This is a genomic window from Pseudomonas sp. BNK-30, from assembly GCF_047456185.1.
In the GTDB taxonomy this organism is placed as follows: domain Bacteria; phylum Pseudomonadota; class Gammaproteobacteria; order Pseudomonadales; family Pseudomonadaceae; genus Aquipseudomonas; species Aquipseudomonas putida_E.
The window spans coordinates 2450291-2471024 of record NZ_CP179904.1; the positions used below are offsets into that span (position 1 = coordinate 2450291).

The following is a 20734-nucleotide window of genomic DNA, read 5'->3' on the forward strand; positions in this document are numbered from 1 at the left end:
CATGCAACCCCTTGAGTGTGACGTACTTGTCATCGGCTCCGGTGCCAGCGGCCTGGCTGCGGCGGTTACCGCCGCGCACCACGGCCTGAAGGTGATCGTGGCGGAAAAAGCCCCCCGGCTTGGCGGCACCAGCGCCTGGTCGGGCGGATGGCTATGGATACCGCGCAACCCGCTGGCCGTGGCCGAAGGCCTGGTCGAAACCGACGATGCACCAGAGCGCTACCTGCGTGCCCAGACCCGCGTCGCTGAACTGGACGCACGCCAACTGGCGTTCCTGCGCCATGGCCCCGCAATGGTGGCGTTCTTCCAGCAGCACACCCGCGTGAAGTTCCAGTGCGGTACGAAGCTCCCCGACATGCGTGAAGGCGACGGCAGCGCCCACGGCGGGCGAGCACTGTGTGCACTGCCCTATGACGGCCGCCTGCTCGGGCCCTGGATACACAGGCTGCGGCCACCGCTGGACATCGTCAGCCTGGCCGGCATGGGCATCGCCGGTGGCACGGACATGGCGGCTTTCTTCAATGCTCGCCAATCGCCCAGGGCGGCTTGGCATGTGGCCAAACGCCTGTTGCGTCACGGGCGCGACCTGTTGCGGCACCGGCGCGGTCTGCAACTGGTCAACGGCAACGCGCTGGTGGCCGGCCTGCTACGCAGTGCCCTGGACCTGGGCGTCACGCTGCTGACCGACAAAGCGGCCATTGCCTTGCTGGGAGGGGCACGCATCAGCGGCGCGCAGTGTGCCGATGGCCAGCTGATCCAGGCGCGGCGTGGCGTAGTGCTGGCCTGTGGCGGCTTTGCCCATGACCGCCAGCGCATCGCGCAACTGATGCCGCACGCGCCCGACGGGGTTGGCCATTACTCTGCCGCGCCGCCGGAAAACAGCGGCGATGGCCTGCGCCTGGGAGAGCAGGCTGGCGCCCAGGTCGCTACCACCTTGGCCCATGCCGGTGCCTGGGCGCCGGTATCGCAGGTGCCGCGCGGCGATGGCCGCGCTGGGCATTTCCCGCACCTGATCGACCGCGCCAAGCCTGGTTTCATTGCAGTGCGCAGTGACGGCCGACGCTTTGTCAACGAGGCGGACTGCTACCACGACTTCATGAATGCGCTGTTCGCCGCTACGCCAGAGGGCGAGCCTTATGAGGCCTGGTTGATCTGCGACCACGCCGCGCAGCGTCGCTATGGCATCGGCTGGGCCAAACCGTTTCCCTTCCCTGCCCGCTTCTATGAACGGCGTGGCTACCTGTTGCGCGGCAACGACCTGGCGCAACTGGCCGCGCGTTGTGGCATAGATGGCCAGCAATTGCAGGGCACTGTGGCGCGTTTCAATCAGCATGCGGCGCAGGGCGTGGACCCTGACTTTGGCCGCGGCGCCTCGGCGTACAACCGGGCGCAGGGTGAGCCTGAACAGGCGCCGAACCCTTCGCTGCGGCCCCTGCTGCGCGGCCCTTTTTATGCAGTGAAGTTGCTGCCGGGCAGCCTCGGCACCTTTGCCGGGCTGGGCACCGATGCTTCGGCGAGGGTGCTCGATGGTGCAGGGCAAGCCATACCGGGGCTGTTTGCCGTGGGCAATGACATGCACAGCGTTATGGGCGGGCACTACCCCAGTGGCGGTATCACACTGGGGCCCGGGATGACCTTTGGGTACCTCGCGGGCCTGGCGCTGTGCGGATCACCGCAGCCCGGACAGGCCTGATCAGCTCCTGCCGGAACCGCGCAGTTCTTGAGGTCTGCGCTTTACCTGTGGGAGTCGGCTTGCCGGCGATGGGCCGCAAAGCGGCCCCTTGGCTCAAATCAATGCCAATACCGCCCGGGCCTTTTCCAGTGCCATACGCGCACGCTGTTCGCCACTGACGCCCTGCTCCAGCAGTTGCCGCGTGGGGATCTCCAGGCTTAACGGAACACTCGCTGGCAACCCGCGCAACAGGCCCGCCAGGTCGGCATCACCCTCCCCCGGAAAACGCCGCTCGTTACGGGCCTGGCGCAGGATTTCATCCATGTCAGCCGGTACCGGCCCAGCCACGTCACACAATTGGGCGTAGCGCATGCGCTGCGGGGCCAGGCGCGCCAGGTCGTCGAGCGACGACCCGGAGCGGTTGAAATGAAAGGCATCCACCAGTACGCAAGCGTTCGGGCGGTCTGCGTTGGCAACGATGCGCATGGCCTGTTGCAGGTCACGGACGTCGGTCCAGGGCATGAACTCCAGATGCGGGTGAATACCGTAGCCGGCAGCCAGGTCGCACAATTGAGCGAAGCGCTCGGTGAGGCGCGCCTCGCTCGGGTCGTTGCCGGCAACCAGCAGTTCGCTGCCGCCAAGCTCGGCACCGACCGCCAGCATCGGCTCGAAATCGGCCACGCAGGTGTCGGGTTTGAGACGCAGGATTTCCAGGTCCAGGACTTTGATGCCAGTGTCGCGCAGGCGCGCCTGGGTCTGGCGGCGCAGCTCGGCATCGGTAACCAGCGGGAAGTGCTGCTCTTCGCTGGTCGCTGGCAGCAAGCGCAGGCCAACGTGGCTGTAACCGGCACGGGCGGCGGCTTCGACCATTGCCGGGGGTGACAGCTCCAGTACGGTGAGCGCGGCCAGGGAAAAGATTCGATCAGTCATGCGGGTTACCTGCGGGCAAATGGGTACGGGGCGAAAGAACGCTCACGCGGCTCACACGATTGTCTCTGGCGCGCAAGCCCGGCCGGTGGCGGCCGCCTGGCGGATCGCCTCGATCAACGCCAAGGTGCGGCCACCGTCAGCGGCATCGGTCAGTGGCGCTTCCTGCCCACGGGCAACACGGACAAAGTGCTGCAACTGCAGGGTCAATGCCTCCCCCGCCGGGATGCCCGCCTCGCTCTGCAGCAACGGTGTATGCCAACCCGAGTTTGCCTCGGCGTACTGCCAGTGCTTGAGCTGCGGGATGCTCAGCGCTCCCCGGGTGCCGGCCAGCAGGTAGCAGGGTTGGTCCGCCTGGCGCGGATAGACCGGGCTTTCTCCCGAGCTCAGCTCCCAGCTCCACGGCGCTGCCACCGCATCGGAGCCGGTCAGGCTACCCAGCGCGCCGTTGGCGAACTCCAGCAACACTGCCGCGCTGTCCTCGTTGGCAAAGCCGCGCACCTGGTTACGGGTGAACGCCTGCACCTGTACCACCTCACCGCACAGGTAACGCAGCAGGTCGAGGTCGTGGATCAGGTTGGTCAGCAGGAAACCGGCGCCGGGCTCGCGGCGCCACGGTGTGTCGAAATAGCTGTCGGGCTTTTGCAACTGCCACAGCGCGGTGACGTTGACCAACCGGCCCAAGGCCCCTTCGGCGATCACGCCGCGCGCGCTGGCGATCAGCGGGTTGTGCCGCCGGTGGTGGCCGACCAGCACCGGCACGCCGCAGCGGCGCGACGCCTCCACCAGCGCCCGCACTTCATCCAGGTGCACTCCCACCGGTTTTTCTACCAATACCGGCACGCCGGCTTCGACACAATCGAGGGCGGTGGCCACGTGCAGGTTGTTCGGATTGGCCACGATCACGGCCTCGGGGCGCACAACCTCCAGCATCTGCCGGTGATCGGCGAAATACGCCACCCCGCACTCGGCGGCGAAGGCTTCAGCCTGGGGGCCGGGGTCGGCCACCGCGCACAACTGCGCTTGCGGCACCTGGCTCAGATGCTGGTAATGCTGGCGGCCCATGATGCCGGCGCCAATAAGGGCGATGCGAAGGGGTGCGTTCAACGGGCGGTCCTCTTTTCATTGTTGTTCTGGCAACTTCGGAACCCAGTTCCAAAATCAGCTATCGCTAATTTAGAACTGCGGTCCGCTTTGCAAAAGGACGCTGGGCATAGAGTGGGCGGTAATCGACCGGAAAGTTCAGAGGCAGGCCCGTGCTGCCGTGCATGTCAGGCAAACAACTCACTCGCCTGACTGGCTGCCGACAACTCCTCCACCGCCGCCAACAACAACGGCGCCAGCTCCGGCAGGCGTGCTTGCGAAAGGCGCGCACTGGGCCCGGCAATGCTCAGCACGCCAATGACCTCATTACCCTGCGGCCGACGCACCACCGCAGCCAGGGCCGAGGTACCGACTGCCGAAGTTTGCTCGACCCAGGCATAACCCCGCTCACGGGCGCCCGCCAGGTAGCTCAGCAACTGTTCAGTGGAGCGCGGCGCGTTGGGGCCGAATTGCTCGGGGTCGGCAATGCCCTGGCGCAGGACCATCTGCAGCGCCTCGTCATCGCTCAGGCTGGCCAGCCAGGCATGCCCGGAGGCGGTATAGAACAGGGGCGCATCGCGGCCCATGTCCGGGTCGTAACGCAAACCGGACCGCGCGCCCTGGGATTTGGCGATCCAGGTCTGGCGGGCACCGTCGATCACGCCCAGGCGTACCAGCTCGCCGCTTTCCTGGGCCAGGCGGTCGAGTATCGGCTGAATGATGTCGGCGCCGCTGCTGGACAGATAGCGAAAGCCCAGCGCCACCAGCTTGGCGGACAACTGGTAGCGGCTGTTGTCACGGTTCTGGCGTACGTAGCCCAGGCGCGCGAGTTCAGCGAGCATGCGATGGGCTGCGCTCTTGGGGATCTGAAGCTGGTCAGCCAGGGTTTGCAGGCCCAGGCCCTGGGGCTCGGCGGCAAGGCTTTCTACAAGACTGAAGGCGCGTTCGATCTGACTACCGGCCATGACAGGGTTTCCTGATAAAGAAGGCAAATTCTGGAAGATGATTCCATATCTCGTTGGCCACCGCAGCTGACCAGCGCTGAAGTGTCCGTTTATCGACCACTACTTGCTGGCGTCACTTGCATCCCGGCGGGTCAACCAAGAAGAATATGGAACCTTGTTCCAATAATAATACCGGAGACCCCGCAATGCCCACCGACACCTTGCAAGCCGAATGCGATGTACTGGTCATTGGCTCCGGCGCCGCCGGGCTGGCTGCTGCGGTCACGGCTGCCTGGCATGGGCAGCGGGTTACCCTTGTGGAAAAAGACCCGGTGTTCGGCGGCGCCACGGCCTGGTCCGGCGGCTGGGCCTGGGTGCCGCGCAACCCGCTGGCGCGCCGCGCCGGTATCGAAGAAGACATCGAGCAGCCACGCACGTACCTGCGCAACGAACTGGGCGCGCATTACGATGCGCAGCGCATCGACGCCTTTCTCGAAGCCTGCCCGCACATGGTCGCCTTTTTCGAGAAACACACGGCCCTGCAGTTCGCTGAGGGCAACGCCATCCCCGACATGCACGGCGACACTCCTGGCGCCGCCACCGGTGGGCACCAGGTCATCGCCGCCCCTTATGACGCCCGCGAACTCGGTGCGCTGTTGCCACGCTTGCGCAGGACACTGCGCGAAACCTCGTTCATGGGCATGCCGATCATGGCTGGCGCCGACCTTGCGGCCTTTCTCAACATGACCCGCTCGCCCCGCGCCTTCTGGCATGTGTGCAAGCGCTTCAGTCGCCACCTGTACCACCTTGCCCGCCATGGCCGGGCCATGCACCTGGTCAACGGTGTGGCACTGGTGGCGCGCCTGGCCAAGTCGGCCGAAGACCTGGGCGTGCGCCTGCTTGAGTCTGCGCCAGCCAAACGCCTGCTGATGGAGGACGGCCAGGTGCGTGGCGCGGTGATCGGTACAGCGCAGGGCGACATTACGCTTCGCGCCAAAGCCGTGGTGCTGGCCGCTGGTGGCTTTGCTCACGACCCCGTGCGGCGCCGGCAATTGTTCCCGCGCGATGCCAGTGGCCACGACAACCTCGCACTGCCGCCGCCGTCGTGCTCCGGCGACGGCCTGCGCCTGGGCGAATCAGCCGGCGGCGTGGTAGCCACCGACCTGAAGTCGGCGGTCGCCTGGGCCCCGGTGTCCAAGGTAGCGCACCGTGATGGCAGCGTCGGCCACTTCCCGCACATCATCGAACGCGGCAAGCCGGGCATCATCGGTGTGCTGGCCAACGGCAAGCGCTTCGTCAACGAGGCGCACGGCTACTACGACTATGTCGCCGCCATGCTCGACGCCGTACCGCAAGACGAGCAAGCTTGCTCCTGGCTGATCTGTGACCACCGCTTCCTGCGCCGGTATGGCCTTGGCCACGCCCGCCCCGCCCCGCTGCCGGTGTGGCCACACCTGCGCAGCGGCTACCTCAAGCGCGGTGCCAGCCTGGAACTGCTGGCCCGCGCCTGCGGCATCGACCCTGCGGGGCTGAGTGCCACGGTGGCCGAGTACAACCGCCACGCGCGCCAAGGCCAGGACCCTGAGTTCGGGCGCGGCAGCACCCCGTTCAACCGCAAACAGGGCGACCCCCAACACAAGGGGCCCAACCCCTGCGTCGCGCCGATCGAGCAAGGCCCGTTCTACGCGGTCAAGGTGCAGCCCGGCTGCTTCGGCACCTTCGCCGGCCTGCGCACCGACGGCCACGCACGTGTGCTGGATGAACACGGCCAGCCCATCGGCGGCCTGTATGCAGCGGGCACCGACATGGCCAGCGTGTTCGGCGGCTGGTACCCGTCCGGGGGTATCAACCTGGGCCCGGCGCTGACGTTCGGTTATGTGGCCGGTCGGCATATCGCCGGGGCCCAGGCGCAGGAGTAAGCCAGCCCGGGGTCAGAACAGCTTTACCGTATAACTGAGGATCAACCGGTTCTCGTCAATGTCCGTGCGGTAGTTCGAGCGGGCCGTCACGTTGCGAACCCGCACCCCCAGCCCGGCCAGGGGGCCGCTCTGCACCACATAGGCAAGGTCCAGATCGCGCTCCCGGTCACGCCCCTCGAAGCCCAGGCCGGTCTCCACGTCACGCCCCTTTACATAGCGCAGCGTCGAGGTCAGCCCGGGTATCCCCAGCGCAACGAAGTTGTAATCGTGACGAACCTGCCACGAACGCTCACCGGGCGCTGCGAACTCATAGGTGGGCAGGGTATTGCCCATCGGGTTGGTGTTGGCGCCAACCTGGATGAACCCGTCGTCCCCGCCGATCTGCTGGTACCCCACATAGAAGGTATGCCCACCCGTTTTGGCCGAGAACAGGCTGAACAGTGCATGGTTGTCGTAACGGCCTGCGATCTGCCGGCCATCCTCCTGGGCATCGAAGTAGCCGGCATTCACCCCCAGGGTCCAGTCACCCAAAGGTTCGGCGTGTTTGAGGCTGTAGAAACGCTGCTGGTAGATGTCTTCCAGTTGCGCTTGCCACACGCCGACCTGGGTACGGTTGTCGTTGAACGCATAGTCCGCGCCGACATAGTTGAAACGATCACTGGTGAATCGCGCCAACCGTGAAGGGTTGATCGGGTCATTGACCAGGGCATACATCTTCTGGCTGTTGGAGGAGTCGCGCAGGCTGGTGGAGCGAAACTGCCCGGCGCTCAAGGTCAACCCGGCAAACTCGCGGGACTCGAGCATGGCGCCCTGGTAGGTCGGCGGCAGCAGGCGCAGGTCGCTGAACAGCAGCACCGGCAGGTTGGGCATCAATTCGCCCACCTTCAGTTCGGTGCGCGACACCTTGAATTTCACCGCCGCGCCAAGGCGGCTGTAATCGTCTGCCGACTGGCCGCTGTCAAGGCTGGGCAACAGCCCTGACCTGGCATGCGCGGGGCTGCTGTCGAGCTTGAGGCCCAGTAGCCCGGTGACGTCCATGCCAACGCCGATGGGGCCTTGGGTGTAGCCAGAGGTGGCATTGAGGATGAAGCCCTGGGCCCACTCCTGGGTGCGCGACTGGGTGCTCGCGCCTTTGATATCGGCATAATCGCGGCTGAAGAAATAATTGCGCGCTTGCAGCGTAGCACTGGCGCCCTCGATGAAACCGGCCTCTTCGGCCGTCGCTTCAGCACAGAGGGCTGCGGCGATACAGCCGCCAGCCAGGCGCGCGGTCGGGGAATGACGCTGTGGCATGTTAACGGGCATTTGAAACGACTCCTGGATTCGGGCAACAGCTCCCCGCCGCAGTGGCCTTGAGGCCACCCGCGCGGAGTGTTTTTGGAAGGGTCTTCAAGCGGGCTGGCTGGCCCGCTTGCACTGCCGTGACGCGAAGGGTCAGGCCGTTATCGGTTGACCAGCTTGGCCGGCAAGGCGATGACCAGGAAGCAGCTGAGCAGCAAGCAGAGGGCGAACACCCACAGCGCCGCATGGGAGGTGCCGGTCAGGTCGGTGACCATCCCCATCAGCGAGTTGCTCACCAGCCCCGCGATGTTGGCCAGCGAACACGCCAGGGCGAAACCGGTCGCCGCAGCGGTGCCTTTGAGGAAGGTCGCCGGCAGGCTGAAGAACACCGGCACCGCACCGATGATGGCTGCCGAGGCGATGGCGAACAGCAGCACGGTCATCACCAGGTTCTGGCTGAACAGGGTGCTGCTGGCCATGGCAATTGCACCGATGATGAAGGGCACGATGATGTGCCAGCGGCGTTCGCGATGACGGTCGGAACTGGCACCGATCATCAACATGCCAAGCAATGCCGCCAGGCTCGGGATCGCCGTGAGCAGGCCGATATGGAAGGTATCGCTGACACCGGCGTCGCGGATGAAGGTGGGCATCCAGAAGCCCATGGCGTAGGCGCTCAGCAGGATCGAGAAATCGATGCCACCGAGCATCCACACTTTCAGGTTGAAGAAACCGTCGCGGAAGCTGTGCTTGCTGCCCTTGCCTTCGGCATCGTCGGCGGCAAGGTCGGCGGCCAGTTGTGCCTTGTCGTCTGCGGACAGCCACTTGGCCTGCTGGAAGTTGTTCGGCAATGCCCAGAACGTCAGGACACCCAGCAGCACACTGGGGATCGCCTCCAGCAGGAACAGCCATTGCCAGCCCTGCAGGCCATGCACCTGGTCGAAGTGACCCATGATCCAGCCCGAGATCGGCCCGCCGATCACACTCGACAGCGGCAGCCCGATCATGAACAGCGCGATGATGCGCCCGCGCCGATAGGTCGGGTACCACATGGTCAGGTAGAACAGCACCCCCGGCAGGAAGCCCGCTTCGGCCGCCCCAAGCAGAAAGCGCAGGACGTAGAACTGCGTGGTGGTGGTGACGAACATGGTGCAGGCCGAGAGCAGGCCCCAGGTGATCATGATGCGGGCGATCCACAGCTTGGCACCGACGCGCTGCAGGACCAGGTTGCTTGGCACCTCGAAGATGATGTAGCCGACGAAGAACAGGCCCGCCCCCAAGCCATAGGCTGCGGTGCTGAACTGCAGGTCTTCGAGCATCTGCAGCTTGGCGAAGCCGACGTTGATGCGGTCCAGGTAGGCCGCAAGGTAGCAGAAGCACAGGAACGGTATGAGCCTCCAGGTGATCCTGCGGTAAAGCGCTTGAGTCGATTGGTCGATGTCGCTGTGGACCGCTGTTGCATTCGCAATTGGCATTTCCTGTCTCCTGGCGGGTGACTTTGTGGTTTTGTTTTCAGGCCAGCAGTTTTCGACGCTCCGGGCGCGCCGCGCACTATACGCGGCGTTTGAGGATGGCGTCACAAGACCCCGGGTGCTCCTGCGGGGTGGCCGCCCGCACAGCGGACGGTCATGCAACGGGCTTCCCGCGCCGTTACTTGATTGTTATGGGTGCAAGGTGTGCGGTTTCAGCTGGCCAGGCGCTGGAGTTGCGCCATGGCTTCCTGCAGGCTGACGACATCGCCGTACTTACTGTCGATGTCGAACAGGTTTGCTTCGTGCGGCGCGGGGTGGCGATCACCGACGCACTCACGCACCACGATGGTTCGCAAGCCGTGCTGCAGCGCATCCACCGCACTGGCGCGGATGCAGCCACTGGTGGAGCAGCCGGCCAGCACCACGGTGTCGATCCCTTGTGCATGCAGCAGCGGTGCCAGGCTGGTGCCGAAGAACGCGCTGGCGTACTGCTTGGTGAGCACCGGCTCATCAGCCCGTGGCACGACGGCCTCGCAGAACGCCGCCAGCGGGTTGCCTTCGACCATGTCCTTCATTACCGGCGCCTTGCGTACCCACACGCCGCCGTCGGCAAAATGCGGGGCCTGGTAGCGGATATTGGTATGGACCACCAGCGTACCGCAGTCCCGGGCCAATGCCAGCAGCACGGCAGCCTGCTCGACCGCCGTCACCACGCCGGGGGCGTAGAGCGGCGCACCGGGGGTGGTGTAGCCCTGCATGAAGTCGATCATCAGCAGGGCTGCCTTGCGCCCGAAGCCGATACGCTGACCCCATACGCCCTGGTAGTTGTCGCTGGCGCTTTGTGCGTCGCTCATGTTCGTCTCCCGATTCAGTAGGCGCCCGACAGCAAGGCGCCAGCGCCCGGAACCACCGGTTCCAGGTCCAGCGCCTTGAGCATGGCGTAGGTGGTGGCGATGGCAGCGGTGACCACCGGTTTGCCGGTTTGCGCCTCGACCTTGGCGACTGCCGGCAGCGACTGCATCTGCACGCAGGCTGAAAGCACCACCACATCGACGCCCTCAAGGTTCATGCCGGCGACGATGCCCGGCAGGTTGGCCGGGTCGTGACGGGCCACGGCGAGGTTGTCGGGGATTTCCAGCGCGCGCCAGTCCTGCACCTCGAAGCCTTCCTCACGGATGTAGTTGACCACCAGTTCGGTCAACGGCTTCATGTAGGGCGCGACGATGGCGATGCGCTTGGCCTTCATCACGTGCAGGGCTTCCACCAGCGCACCGGCACTGGTGATGACCGGCGCCAGTGCGTCGTTGTCGGCAGTGGCTTTTTGCAACCGCTTCTCTGACTGGCGGTGGTACCCCAGCCCCATGGCCATGATCGCCACCAGGCAGGCATAGCCGAGCACGTCCACCTTGGCGTCTGACAGTTCCACTGCGCAGCGGTCGGACTCGCCGTCCATCGCCGCCAGTTCTTCCTTCTTCACCTGCTTCATGCGCATGCGGCTGGAGTGGAAGGTGAAGCGCTCCGGGCGGATCGCCTGGCGGGCCAGGAGCATCGCCGGGATCTCGGTTTCCATGGTGGTGTTCGAACTCGGCACGATCTGGCCGATACGGTAGGGCTTGGTCATGTCGCGTGCTCCTTCAGACAAGGGGGTGGCCCAGGAAATCACCGAAGGCGGCAAAGAAGCCTTCGAGGTCATCCCAGGGAATCATGTGGCCGGCGTTGTCGACGTGAGCGACCTGGATGTCCGGCTTGAGCTCACGGATCTCGGCGATGTCCTGGGGCTGGATCACCCCGCCTCGCCCCGCCACCATCAGCAATGCCGGTTGGCGCACGTGGGGCAAGTCCTGGTGGATGTCCACCTGGTGGAAATCGTTGAAGGCACGCACGATCGCAGGCTCGTGGCAGGTGTGCAGCCACTCGGCGCGCAGCGCCAGCTGCTCGTCGGTCCAGGTTGCACAGAAGGCGCGCATGTCGTCACCGCTCATGCCACTGCAGGCCTGCCGGATAGAGTCGACGTACCACGGCAGCTTGCTCGGGTATTCGCGCCGACCCGGCCCGGATACCGGCGGGTCGACCAGCACCAGGCGCTGCAGCCCGGGCGCCCCTTGCGCGGCGGCGCGGATGGCGAAACGCGCGCCCATCGAATGGCCGACCAGGTGATAGCTGGCCAGGCCCAGCGCCACTGCGAACGCCGGAATGTCCGCAGCGCAGGCATCGGTGCCATAGTCCAGTGCAGGCCCGCTCGCGGACAGGCCGCGGCCGCGTACATCCAGCACATAGGTGTCGAACTGCTGCCCAAGGCGCTCGGCGACGAAGCCCCAGGTGATCGCCGGGCTGGTGATGCCCGGCACCAGGATCAGTGCAGGGCCCTTGCCGCCGTAACGCAGGTAATGCTGACGGATGCCGTTGGCGTTGACGTTGCCGCCGGCGACGAAGGTGCTCATGCTGCCTCCCCGCTCTTGAGCGCCTGGCCGTAGAGGTCGTAGCCATAGACCCATGCCGGGTCTTCCTGGGTGTAGAGGAAGGTGTTGGCGTTGGAGACCGCCTGCACCCGCGAAGCGCGTTCCTTGCGGTTAGCCTCGTACAGAGCGAAGGCGGTGCGGTGGTCGGACAGCCCGGTCTCTTCCAGGCAACGGGTGAGCATCGCCGCATCCTCGATGGCCATGCACGCGCCTTGCGCCATGTGCGGCTTCATCGGGTGGCAGGCATCCCCCAGCAGCACCAGGCGGCCACGGCTCCACAGCGGCAGCGGGTTGCGGTTGCGCAACGGCCACTTGGTGATCGATTCGGTGGCGTCGATCAGCTTTTGCACCGTGGGGTGGTAGCCCTGGAACGCAGCACGCATTTCTTCCTGGCTGCTGTCCACGAACGGGCCCTGGAAGTCCCACGCTTCGTGCGGGACGCCGGTGACGAAGTAGTACTCGTCGCGCTTGCCGGTGGTGTAATAGACCATCATGTGGCGGTCTTCGGTCCACCATTTCACGCAGTCCTCGAACACGTCGGCATGTTGCGCCAGATGCTCGCCGCGGATCAGTGCGCGGTGAGCCACCCAGCCGCTGTAGATCGGCGCCTCGACACCCAGCAGCGCTTCACGGATGCGCGAATGGATGCCGTCGGCACCGATGACGATGTCGGCCACGGTGTGGGTGCCGTCGGCGAAGTCCAGGCGTACCTGATCGCCGTCGTCCAGGATCTTCTCCAGCCGCTTGCCGAAGTGCACGGTGCCCGGCTTGATCGCATCGATCTGCAGGGCGTGCAGGTCGCCACGGTGAATGGTGATGTACGAGGCACCGTATTCACGGCGGGCGTAATCACCCAGCGGGATGCGCGCCAGGTAGTCACCGGTGTTGCCGTCGCGGCTGAACCAGAAATCCGGGTGCGACCCCATCAGCTCCAGCTTCTGCTCCAACCCCATGCGGCGGAATATCTTCATCACGTTAGGGCCGATGTGAATACCCGCGCCAAGGCGGGTGAACTCCGGTGCCTGCTCGTACACGTCGACCTCAAAGCCGGCCTGCTGCAACAAAGTGGCGGCGGCTGCCCCGCCCAATCCTGCACCGACGATTGCGATTTTCTGCCTGCCCCGCATAGGTATGTCCCCTCTTGTTCTGTGATGTGGTCAGCCGAACCGCCTGACGAATTAGAGTGTATACGCTGTATTTTTTTATTGGGAAGGGGAATATTCAAAAAAATTCAAACGGGTGATCGAAATCGGCAAGTCGGCTAGATGTCACCGCATTATCTAGGCTATGTGTGGATTCGTAACGTTTCAACGCACCACTTGCGCTTGCAGGCCGGATACGCTTTCATCAATGCATATAGGGCGTACACACTATTAATTCGCACCGAGATAAAGCGCCCCGCACCACTGCGGTGCGGCATTTCGGTTTCATCGAGGCCTGCCAGGAGAAAGCTGATGCCGGTTAGCAACGCAGAACTGACCCAGATGTTCGAACACGTACTCAAACTGTCCCGGGTGGACGAAACGCAGAGCGTCGCCGTGCTCAAGAGCCACTACTCCGACCCGCGTACGGTCAGTGCCGCGATGGAAGCGGCGCAGCGGCTCAAGGCGAAGGTCTACGCCGTGGAATTGCCCGCGTTCAACCACCCCACGGCCATGGGCAACGACATGACCGCCTACTGCGGCGACACCGCCCTGACCGGCAACCTGGCAGCCCAGCGGGCGCTGGAAGCCGCCGACCTGGTCGTCGACACCATGATGCTGCTGCACTCACCCGAGCAGGAGCAGATCCTGAAGACCGGAACGCGCATACTGCTGGCGGTCGAACCCCCGGAAGTCCTGGCGCGCATGCTGCCCAGCGAAGACGACAAGCGCCGCGTGCTGGCCGCCGAAACCCAGCTCAAGCAAGCCCGCACGATGCAGGTGCGTTCCAGGGCCGGCAGTGATTTCCACGCCCCACTGGGCCAATACCCGGCCGTTACCGAATACGGCTATGCCGACGAGCCCGGCCGCTGGGACCACTGGCCAAGCGGCTTTTTGTTCACCTGGCCGAACGAGGACAGCGCCGAAGGCACGCTGGTACTGGATGTTGGCGACATCATCCTGCCGTTCAAGAACTACTGCCGCGAGCGCATCACCCTGGAGATCGAGAAAGGCTTCATTACCGGCATCCATGGCGGCTTCGAGGCCGAGTACCTGCGCGACTACATGAAGTACTTCAACGACCCCGAGGTCTACGGCATCTCCCATATCGGCTGGGGCCTGCAGCCGCGTGCCCAGTGGACCGCCATGGGGCTGCACGACCGCAACGACGGCATGTGCATGGATGCCCGCGCGTTCTATGGCAACTTCCTGTTCTCCACCGGCCCCAACACCGAAGTCGGGGGCAAGCGCAAGACCCCCTGCCATCTGGATATTCCGCTGCGCAACTGCGATATCTACCTGGATGACCAGGCCGTGGTGCTGGCCGGTGATGTGGTCGCGCCTGAGGAGTCCAAGGCGCGATAGTGGTTATACTGGCCCGGCGCCCCGTTCCGGGGGGCCGGCCAGCCAACCCACACAGCCCAAGCCAACCCATGTCGAATAAAAACACCCCCGCTCCCGCTGCACCCGACACTACCCCCTACGACGTGACCGAACAGGTCGGCCACCTTTTACGCAAGGCCTACCAACGGCACACCGCGATTTTCCAGCAACAGGCGTGCGACCCGCAGTTGACCTCGATCCAGTTCGTCACCCTGTGCGCCCTGCGCGACCACGGCCCCAGCTCCCAAGCCGAACTGATCAAGGCCACCGCCGTCGATCAGGCGACCATCCGCGGCATTGTCGAACGCCTCAAGGCACGCGGGCTGATCGAGCTGTCACCAGACCCGGATGACCGGCGCAAGGTCATTGTCGGGCTCACCGACAGTGGCGCAGCCTTGCTCGATGCGATGATCCCCTGCGCCCGGCAAATCAGTGAACTGAGCATGGGCTGCCTGAACGCCGCAGAGCGGGTGGCGATCCTGTTTCTGCTGCGCAAGATGATCGACGGGGACGATCAGGCGGGCTGAGCGCGCCCAATACCCCGAGCAACCCCTACGGAATCGTCCCTGGCCTGCTTCTTGCCTGAACATTTCATGTAGTGAGTACTTACCTAAACAAGCGCACCACTTGAGTGGTTTGGTAGCGCAGGTACTCGCTTTTGAACGGCATGCAAACTTCCAGAGATGAGCCAACCATGCAAATCACCCTCCCCCTGCGGGTCAACGGCCAGGATGTCGAAGTCAGCGCCATGGCCGACACGCCCTTGCTCCTGGTCCTGCGCAACGACCTGCGCCTGAACGGCCCCAAGTACGGCTGCGGCCTGGGCGAGTGCGGGGCGTGCACGGTGATCATCGACGGCGTGGCCGCACGCGCCTGCGTGATCCCGCTGTCCGGCGCCGCCAACCGCGACATCACCACCCTCGAAGGCCTGGGCAGCAAGGCCGCGCCACACCCGGTGCAACAGGCGTTCATCGATGAGCAGGCCGCCCAGTGCGGCTACTGCATGAACGGCATGATCATGACCGCCAAGGCCCTGCTCGACCGCATCCCCGACGCCAGTGACGAACAGATCCGCAACGAACTGTCAGGCAACCTGTGCCGTTGTGGCACCCATGTCGAAATCCTGCGCGCAGTGCGCCGCGCTGCCGGCCGCCAGGCCTGAGACCCGGAGCAGAACATGAACCACTCCCAACACGTTCCCACCCGCGACCAGCTCATGAGCAAAACCGGCGTTCTGCTGATCGTCGACCAGATCACGCCGCCCTCGGGCCCTGTGGCCAAGGGTGTGACACCCACGGTCAAGGCGCGTGAGCTGGCGCTGTTTCTTGCCGTAAGCGATGACGGCATGGTCTACGCCTTCAATGGCCACGTTGACCTGGGCACCGGCATCCGCACTTCGCTGGCTCAGATCGTTGCCGAAGAACTCGACCTGCGCATGGACCAGGTGCACATGGTGCTGGGTGATACCGAGCGGGCGCCGAACCAGGGCGCCACCATCGCCAGCGCGACCCTGCAGATTTCCGCCGTGCCGCTGCGCAAGGCCGCAGCAACGGCGCGGCGCTTCCTGCTGGAACAGGCCAGCCTGCGCCTGGGCTGCCCGGTGCAGGCGTTGCGCATGGAGGCCGGCATGCTGATTACCGAAGATGGCCGCACCCTGAGCTTTGCCGACCTGGTCGGCGGGCAGCGCCATCAACTGCACATTGCCGACGATGCGCCGCTCAAGGCCATCGAGGATTACCGCCTGGTGGGTCGCAGCGCGGCACGGGTGGACATCCCTGGCAAGGCGACCGGCGAGCTGACCTACGTCCACGACATGCGCCTGCCCGACATGCTGCATGGCCGGGTGATCCGCCCGCCCTATGCAGGCCACGACAGTGGCGAGTTCGTCGGCAACAGCCTGCTGGCAGTGGACGAATCGTCTATTGCCCATGTGCCGGGGGTGGTCGCGGTGGTGGTCATCCGTGACTTCGTCGGTGTGGTTGCCGAGCGTGAGGAGCAGGCGATCCGCGCCGCCCACGACTTGAAGCTCAGCTGGAAGCCGCTCACCGGCAAATTGCCCGACCTCAGCGATGTCGCTCAAGCAATCCGCGACAACCCCCGTGTGCAACGCACCGTGCTGGACCAGGGCGATGTCGACGCCGGCATCGCCAACGCCAGCCAGCGCCTGAGCCGCAGCTATCTCTGGCCCTACCAGTTGCATGGCTCGATTGGCCCCTCCTGCGCGCTCGCCGACTACACCGACGGGCAGATCCGCGTCTGGTCGGGCACCCAGAACCCGCACCTGCTGCGCGCAGACTTGGCCTGGCTGCTGGACTGTGCCGAACAACGCATCGAGATCATACGCATGGAAGCGGCCGGCTGCTATGGCCGAAACTGCGCGGACGACGTCTGCGCCGATGCAGTGCTGCTGTCGCGTGCAGTCGGCCGCCCGGTGCGGGTGCAGCTGACCCGCGAGCAGGAGCATGCCTGGGAACCCAAGGGTACCGCGCAACTGATGGAAATCGATGGCGGCCTGAATGCCGACGGCACGGTCGCCGCCTACGACTTCCAGACCAGCTACCCCTCCAACGGTGCACCTACACTCGCCCTGCTGCTCACAGGCGCCGTGGAGCCGGTACCGGCACTGTTCGAAATGGGCGACCGCACCTCCATCCCACCCTATGACTACGAACACATGCGCGTCACCATCAATGACATGACGCCCTTGGTGCGCGCCTCGTGGATGCGTGGTGTGTCGGCCATGCCCAACAGCTTCGCCCATGAGTCCTACATCGACGAACTGGCCTTTGCAGCAGGCGTCGACCCGGTCGAGTACCGCCTCAAGCACCTCAGCGATCCGCGCGCCATCGACCTGGTCAAAGCCACGGCCGAGCGCGCCGGCTGGCAGCCGCGCACCGAGCCCATGCAGACACCCGCCAAAGGTGATGTGTTGCGCGGACGCGGTTTCGCCTATGCACGCTACATCCACAGCAAGTTCCCGGGCTTCGGGGCTGCGTGGGCGGCCTGGGTCGCCGATGTTGCAGTGGACCGGCGCACCGGCGAGGTCGCCGTGACACGTGTGGTCATCGGCCATGACGCCGGCATGATGGTCAACCCCGACGGGGTGCGGCACCAGATACACGGCAATGTGATTCAGTCCACCAGCCGCGTGCTCAAGGAGCAGGTGAGCTTCGAAGAATCGACGGTGGCGAGCAAGGAATGGGGCGGATACCCGATCCTGACATTCCCCGAGGTGCCGGCCATCGATGTAATGATGCTGCCGCGCCAACACGAGCCGCCGATGGGCAGCGGTGAATCAGCCTCGGTACCCAGTGCAGCAGCCATCGCCAACGCCGTGTTCGATGCCACCGGCATTCGTTTCCGCGAGCTGCCGATCACGGCTGAGCGGGTGCGCGAGGCACTGAGTGGCGATGGCCAGGGCTCCGACGGGCCGGCGCCGGCACAGCCCGCGCCGAAGCGCTCGAAATGGTGGTTCGGCTCGATCGCCGGAGTGTTCGGCGCCGCGTTGGGCATGGCCGCTACCGCCCTGCCCTGGCGCGCTGAAATCGCCCCGGTGACACCACCTGCTGCTGGCAGCTGGTCGGCCTCGATGCTCGAGCGCGGGCGCCAAGTGGCTGCTGCCGGCGACTGTGCTGTCTGCCATACGGTACAAGGCGGCAAGGTCAATGTCGGTGGCCTGGCGATGGAGACTCCGTTCGGTACGCTCTACAGCACCAATATCACTCCCGATCCGGATACCGGTATCGGCCGGTGGTCGTTCGCCGCCTTCGAGCGGGCCATGCGCGAAGGCATCAGCCGCGACGGCCGGCACCTGTACCCGGCCTTCCCCTACACCTCATTTCGCAACATCACTGACGCCGACATGCAGGCCCTGTACGCCTACCTGATGTCGCAAACGCCTGTATACCAGGCGCCCTCGGCCAATCAGATGCGCTTCCCGTTCAACCAGCGCCCCCTGATGGCCGGCTGGAACGCGCTGTTTCTCAAGCGCGGCGAATACCAGCCCGACCCGCAGCGCAGCGAGCAATGGAACCGCGGCGCCTACCTGGTCGACGGGCTCGGCCACTGCGCGGCGTGCCACTCGCCACGCAACCTGATGGGCGCGGAGAAAAGCGGCAACAGCTACCTTGCCGGCGGCATGGTCGATGGCTGGGAAGCGCCTGCACTCAATGCCCTGGGCAAGTCATCGACACCCTGGAGCGAGAATGAACTGTTCACCTACCTGAGCACCGGTTTTTCCGACAAGCATGGCGTGGCTGCCGGCCCCATGGGGCCGGTGGTCAGCGAACTGGCGACTTTGCCGCAAAGCGATGTACGCGCCATTGCCCATTACCTGGCCTCACTGGACGGCACGCCGCAAGCGGTCGCAGCCAAGGCGCCAGCGCAAGTCGACACCCAGGTGTCCCTGAGCAATGGCGAGCGGGTGTTCAAGGGCGCGTGCATGGCCTGCCACAGCGACGGGCTGGGGCCGAAGCTGTTCGGGGTCAGCCCGTCCATGGCTGTGAACAGCAATGTTCACAGCGACCTGCCGGACAACCTGCTGCGCGTGATACTGCACGGCATACCGGCGCCGGCGACACGTGAGCTGGGCTACATGCCAGGGTTCAAGGACAGTTTGTCGAACCGCCAGGTGGCGGACCTTGCCGCTTACCTGCGCCAGCGCTTCGCGGCCCAAAAGCCGGCCTGGGAGGGGCTGGTGGCCAAGAGCGCTCAGGTGCGCGCCAACCCCGGCAGCCATTGACCCGTGCGCTTGCCCGTCAGCAGCGCAGCCCGCGCAAGGCCAGGTCGCTGATGAACGCCAGCCAGTCGGACTTGGCCTGTTTATCGGCCAGGTCCACGCCAAGAAACGAACTGAGCGTGTAGCGGTTGGAGTTATAGAAATAGCAGAGCGAGGCAATCATCAGGTAGGTGTGCCTGATGTCGATATCCGTGCGGAACACGCCCTTGGCCTGGCCCGCCTCGACGATCGGCCGCAGTACGCCGACCGCCTCGCCGGACAGCCCCTTCAGGTTTTGCGACTGCCTGACGTGCTTGCCCTGATGGAGGTTCTCCGTGGCCAGAAGGGTGACGAATTCGGGATGGCGCACGTAGTAGTCCCAGATGAACGCCACCAGCTCGCGCAGTGCCGCCTCGGGGTCGGAAAGGTCCAGTCGCAGCTTGGCTTCAGCTTGGTTGAAGCTTGCGTAGATGTGCTCCAGCACGCTGATGAACAGCTTTTCCTTGTTGCCGAAGTAGTAGTAGATCATCCGGTCATTGGAGTTTGCCAGTGAGGAGATCTGCTCGATGCGCCCGCCAGTGAAGCCTTCCTTGCTGAAGACCTTCACCGCCGCCTGAAGAATGTTGTGCCTGGTGCGGTCTGCCTGCTGGGCGCGAACACCGGTTTTGCGAGTTTGCATGTGGAACCACTGTAGGGCTGGCCAGATGCCTAACACTGCCACAGACGTTGGGCCTTTGCGCGGCTTTTTCAGGTGCAGCGCCAACCATCGACAGCACTGCGCCCGGACGCATCATCACGATGCCGGCTGCTCGCCTACGTGCCGCGTGCGCCCGCCGCCGTTTGGCGCACGGTGCAGGCGCCCTCGTGAAAACAGGCTAAGCTCGGGTTTCCGAGGCCACACCAGTGCCCGGCAAAGCATCGCAGGTCCATCGTCGCTCGGGCGATCCACACCGACGGGCCGTTAACGGCTCAAAGAGGGTGCAGCAATGGCGACAATCGAGACAACAGCGCTCGCTCAGGGGCTGCAGCAGGTGGAAAACAGCTGGCAGGCTTATCTTGCCTCGCAAAAGCACGCACAGGGGCTGACCGGCGAGCAGCTCAGCTCAGCGCTCAAGGCCTGTAGCCGCGATTACATCAGGTTCCAGAACCAGAGCCAGCAGTTCTACGCTGAAGTACGCAAGCGCGTGGGGGATGCTGAAAAGCTGGAACTTGACCGGGTGCTTTACCCTCACCACTTCACCGACAAGCACTGAGACACCTGCAGACCAGTGGCTTGCTCGAGCAGGCAGGCGCTGATGCACCGGTGTGAACCCATCGGGTATACAGAGGCCCAGGGCGCCTGACCCTGGGCCGGGGCCATCACGGCTTGATTTTTTGCCAAGGCTGATAGCTGTACCGTTCAGCCTCAGAAGCCCTGGACGGGTCCGGCCGACCCGAACCTCTTTCGCCTTCCGTGCGCGCCTTCTCATCCCTATGGTCATCAGAAGCCTGTGCTTTGGAGCGCTCGTCCTGCTCACTGTCCTCGTCGTCTTCCCCGGTTGGCCAGTCTGCGTCCTCATGGGGTTTGGCACCTGGGGCATCGTTATCCGTGAAGCGCTTGCCAGTGGTCATACGCACCTCTCAACGCCCAGAAGTCCTGGGCTGTTTCGAGTGTGCGCCTTCCCATCCGGCAACAGGGTTATATCGGACCGACTGCGTGGCCATGCCCTGCCTGCCGGGTATTGCCCTGCTCAAC

Annotated in this window: 18 protein-coding genes; 7 read left to right on the forward strand and 11 right to left on the reverse strand. The window is 64.8% G+C overall.

From position 1 onward, the window contains the following. Position 1 precedes the first annotated feature (1 nt). Complete coding sequence (locus tag ACMGGN_RS11445; RefSeq protein ID WP_346640091.1) at positions 2-1693, forward strand: FAD-dependent oxidoreductase; 1692 nt, start codon at positions 2-4, stop codon at positions 1691-1693. Between the two features lie 93 nt (positions 1694-1786). Here ACMGGN_RS11445 and ACMGGN_RS11450 read toward each other — a convergent pair whose 3' ends face one another. From ACMGGN_RS11450 to ACMGGN_RS11460, 3 genes are all read right to left on the reverse strand, one after another. Continuing rightward, complete coding sequence (locus tag ACMGGN_RS11450) at positions 1787-2602, reverse strand: sugar phosphate isomerase/epimerase family protein (RefSeq protein ID WP_119688770.1); 816 nt, start codon at positions 2600-2602, stop codon at positions 1787-1789. Positions 2603-2653: 51 nt separating this feature from the next. After that, positions 2654-3706 carry a Gfo/Idh/MocA family protein gene (locus ACMGGN_RS11455; protein ID WP_115275146.1) on the reverse strand — a complete coding sequence of 351 codons (1053 nt, stop codon included), beginning with the start codon at positions 3704-3706 and terminating at the stop codon, positions 2654-2656. A gap of 164 nt (positions 3707-3870) precedes the next feature. Continuing rightward, complete coding sequence (locus ACMGGN_RS11460) at positions 3871-4647, reverse strand: IclR family transcriptional regulator (protein ID WP_012314036.1); 777 nt, start codon at positions 4645-4647, stop codon at positions 3871-3873. A 185-nt stretch (positions 4648-4832) separates the two neighbouring features. Here ACMGGN_RS11460 and ACMGGN_RS11465 point away from each other — a divergent pair, with 185 nt between their 5' ends. Then, positions 4833-6545, forward strand: coding sequence for an FAD-dependent oxidoreductase (locus ACMGGN_RS11465; protein ID WP_115275148.1), 1713 nt, complete (start codon positions 4833-4835; stop codon positions 6543-6545). A gap of 12 nt (positions 6546-6557) precedes the next feature. On the opposite strand, the gene ACMGGN_RS11470 is transcribed toward ACMGGN_RS11465, so the two are convergent. The 6 genes from ACMGGN_RS11470 to ACMGGN_RS11495 form a co-directional block, all read right to left on the reverse strand. Then, the gene (locus tag ACMGGN_RS11470; protein WP_115275149.1) at positions 6558-7850 is read right to left on the reverse strand and encodes an OprD family porin; all 1293 of its coding nucleotides are present in this window, start codon (positions 7848-7850) and stop codon (positions 6558-6560) included. 137 nt (positions 7851-7987) lie between these two features. Continuing rightward, positions 7988-9301, reverse strand: a complete 1314-nt coding sequence (locus ACMGGN_RS11475; protein ID WP_115275150.1) for an MFS transporter — start codon at positions 9299-9301, stop codon at positions 7988-7990. Positions 9302-9510: 209 nt separating this feature from the next. After that, complete coding sequence (locus ACMGGN_RS11480) at positions 9511-10152, reverse strand: N-carbamoylsarcosine amidohydrolase (RefSeq protein WP_046785571.1); 642 nt, start codon at positions 10150-10152, stop codon at positions 9511-9513. A gap of 14 nt (positions 10153-10166) precedes the next feature. Next, on the reverse strand, positions 10167-10919 hold the full coding sequence (locus tag ACMGGN_RS11485) for an Asp/Glu racemase (protein WP_115275151.1): 753 nt from the start codon (positions 10917-10919) through the stop codon (positions 10167-10169). A gap of 13 nt (positions 10920-10932) precedes the next feature. Further along, entirely contained in the window at positions 10933-11739 is an 807-nt protein-coding gene (nicD, locus tag ACMGGN_RS11490; protein ID WP_414156782.1) for an N-formylmaleamate deformylase, read from the reverse strand. Then, on the reverse strand, positions 11736-12884 hold the full coding sequence (locus tag ACMGGN_RS11495) for an FAD-dependent monooxygenase (RefSeq protein WP_012314029.1): 1149 nt from the start codon (positions 12882-12884) through the stop codon (positions 11736-11738). Before ACMGGN_RS11495 ends, nicD begins: the two co-directional genes overlap by 4 nt. Positions 12885-13211: 327 nt before the next feature. Between ACMGGN_RS11495 and ACMGGN_RS11500 the strand changes: the two genes are divergently transcribed. The 4 genes from ACMGGN_RS11500 to ACMGGN_RS11515 all read left to right on the forward strand — a co-directional run bounded on the left by ACMGGN_RS11500 (position 13212) and on the right by ACMGGN_RS11515 (position 19023). Further along, positions 13212-14264, forward strand: coding sequence for a 2,5-dihydroxypyridine 5,6-dioxygenase (locus ACMGGN_RS11500; protein WP_046785574.1), 1053 nt, complete (start codon positions 13212-13214; stop codon positions 14262-14264). 68 nt (positions 14265-14332) lie between these two features. Next, entirely contained in the window at positions 14333-14809 is a 477-nt protein-coding gene (locus ACMGGN_RS11505; protein ID WP_174141416.1) for a MarR family winged helix-turn-helix transcriptional regulator, read from the forward strand. Positions 14810-14976: 167 nt separating this feature from the next. Further along, complete coding sequence (locus ACMGGN_RS11510; RefSeq protein ID WP_046785575.1) at positions 14977-15444, forward strand: (2Fe-2S)-binding protein; 468 nt, start codon at positions 14977-14979, stop codon at positions 15442-15444. Between the two features lie 15 nt (positions 15445-15459). Continuing rightward, positions 15460-19023 (forward strand): molybdopterin cofactor-binding domain-containing protein, encoded by a 3564-nt coding sequence (locus ACMGGN_RS11515; RefSeq protein WP_414156783.1) that lies wholly within the window; start codon positions 15460-15462, stop codon positions 19021-19023. A 16-nt stretch (positions 19024-19039) separates the two neighbouring features. Here ACMGGN_RS11515 and ACMGGN_RS11520 read toward each other — a convergent pair whose 3' ends face one another. Then, positions 19040-19678: a TetR family transcriptional regulator gene (locus ACMGGN_RS11520; RefSeq protein WP_414156784.1), complete on the reverse strand. Its 639-nt coding sequence runs from the start codon at positions 19676-19678 to the stop codon at positions 19040-19042. A 307-nt stretch (positions 19679-19985) separates the two neighbouring features. On the opposite strand from ACMGGN_RS11520, the gene ACMGGN_RS11525 reads away from it, so the two are divergent. Further along, a complete protein-coding gene (locus ACMGGN_RS11525; protein ID WP_346640096.1) occupies positions 19986-20252 on the forward strand; it encodes a hypothetical protein in 267 nt (88 codons plus the stop codon). A 106-nt stretch (positions 20253-20358) separates the two neighbouring features. Here ACMGGN_RS11525 and ACMGGN_RS11530 read toward each other — a convergent pair whose 3' ends face one another. After that, positions 20359-20610: a hypothetical protein gene (locus ACMGGN_RS11530; protein WP_115275156.1), complete on the reverse strand. Its 252-nt coding sequence runs from the start codon at positions 20608-20610 to the stop codon at positions 20359-20361. Between the last annotated feature and the right edge of the window lie 124 nt (positions 20611-20734).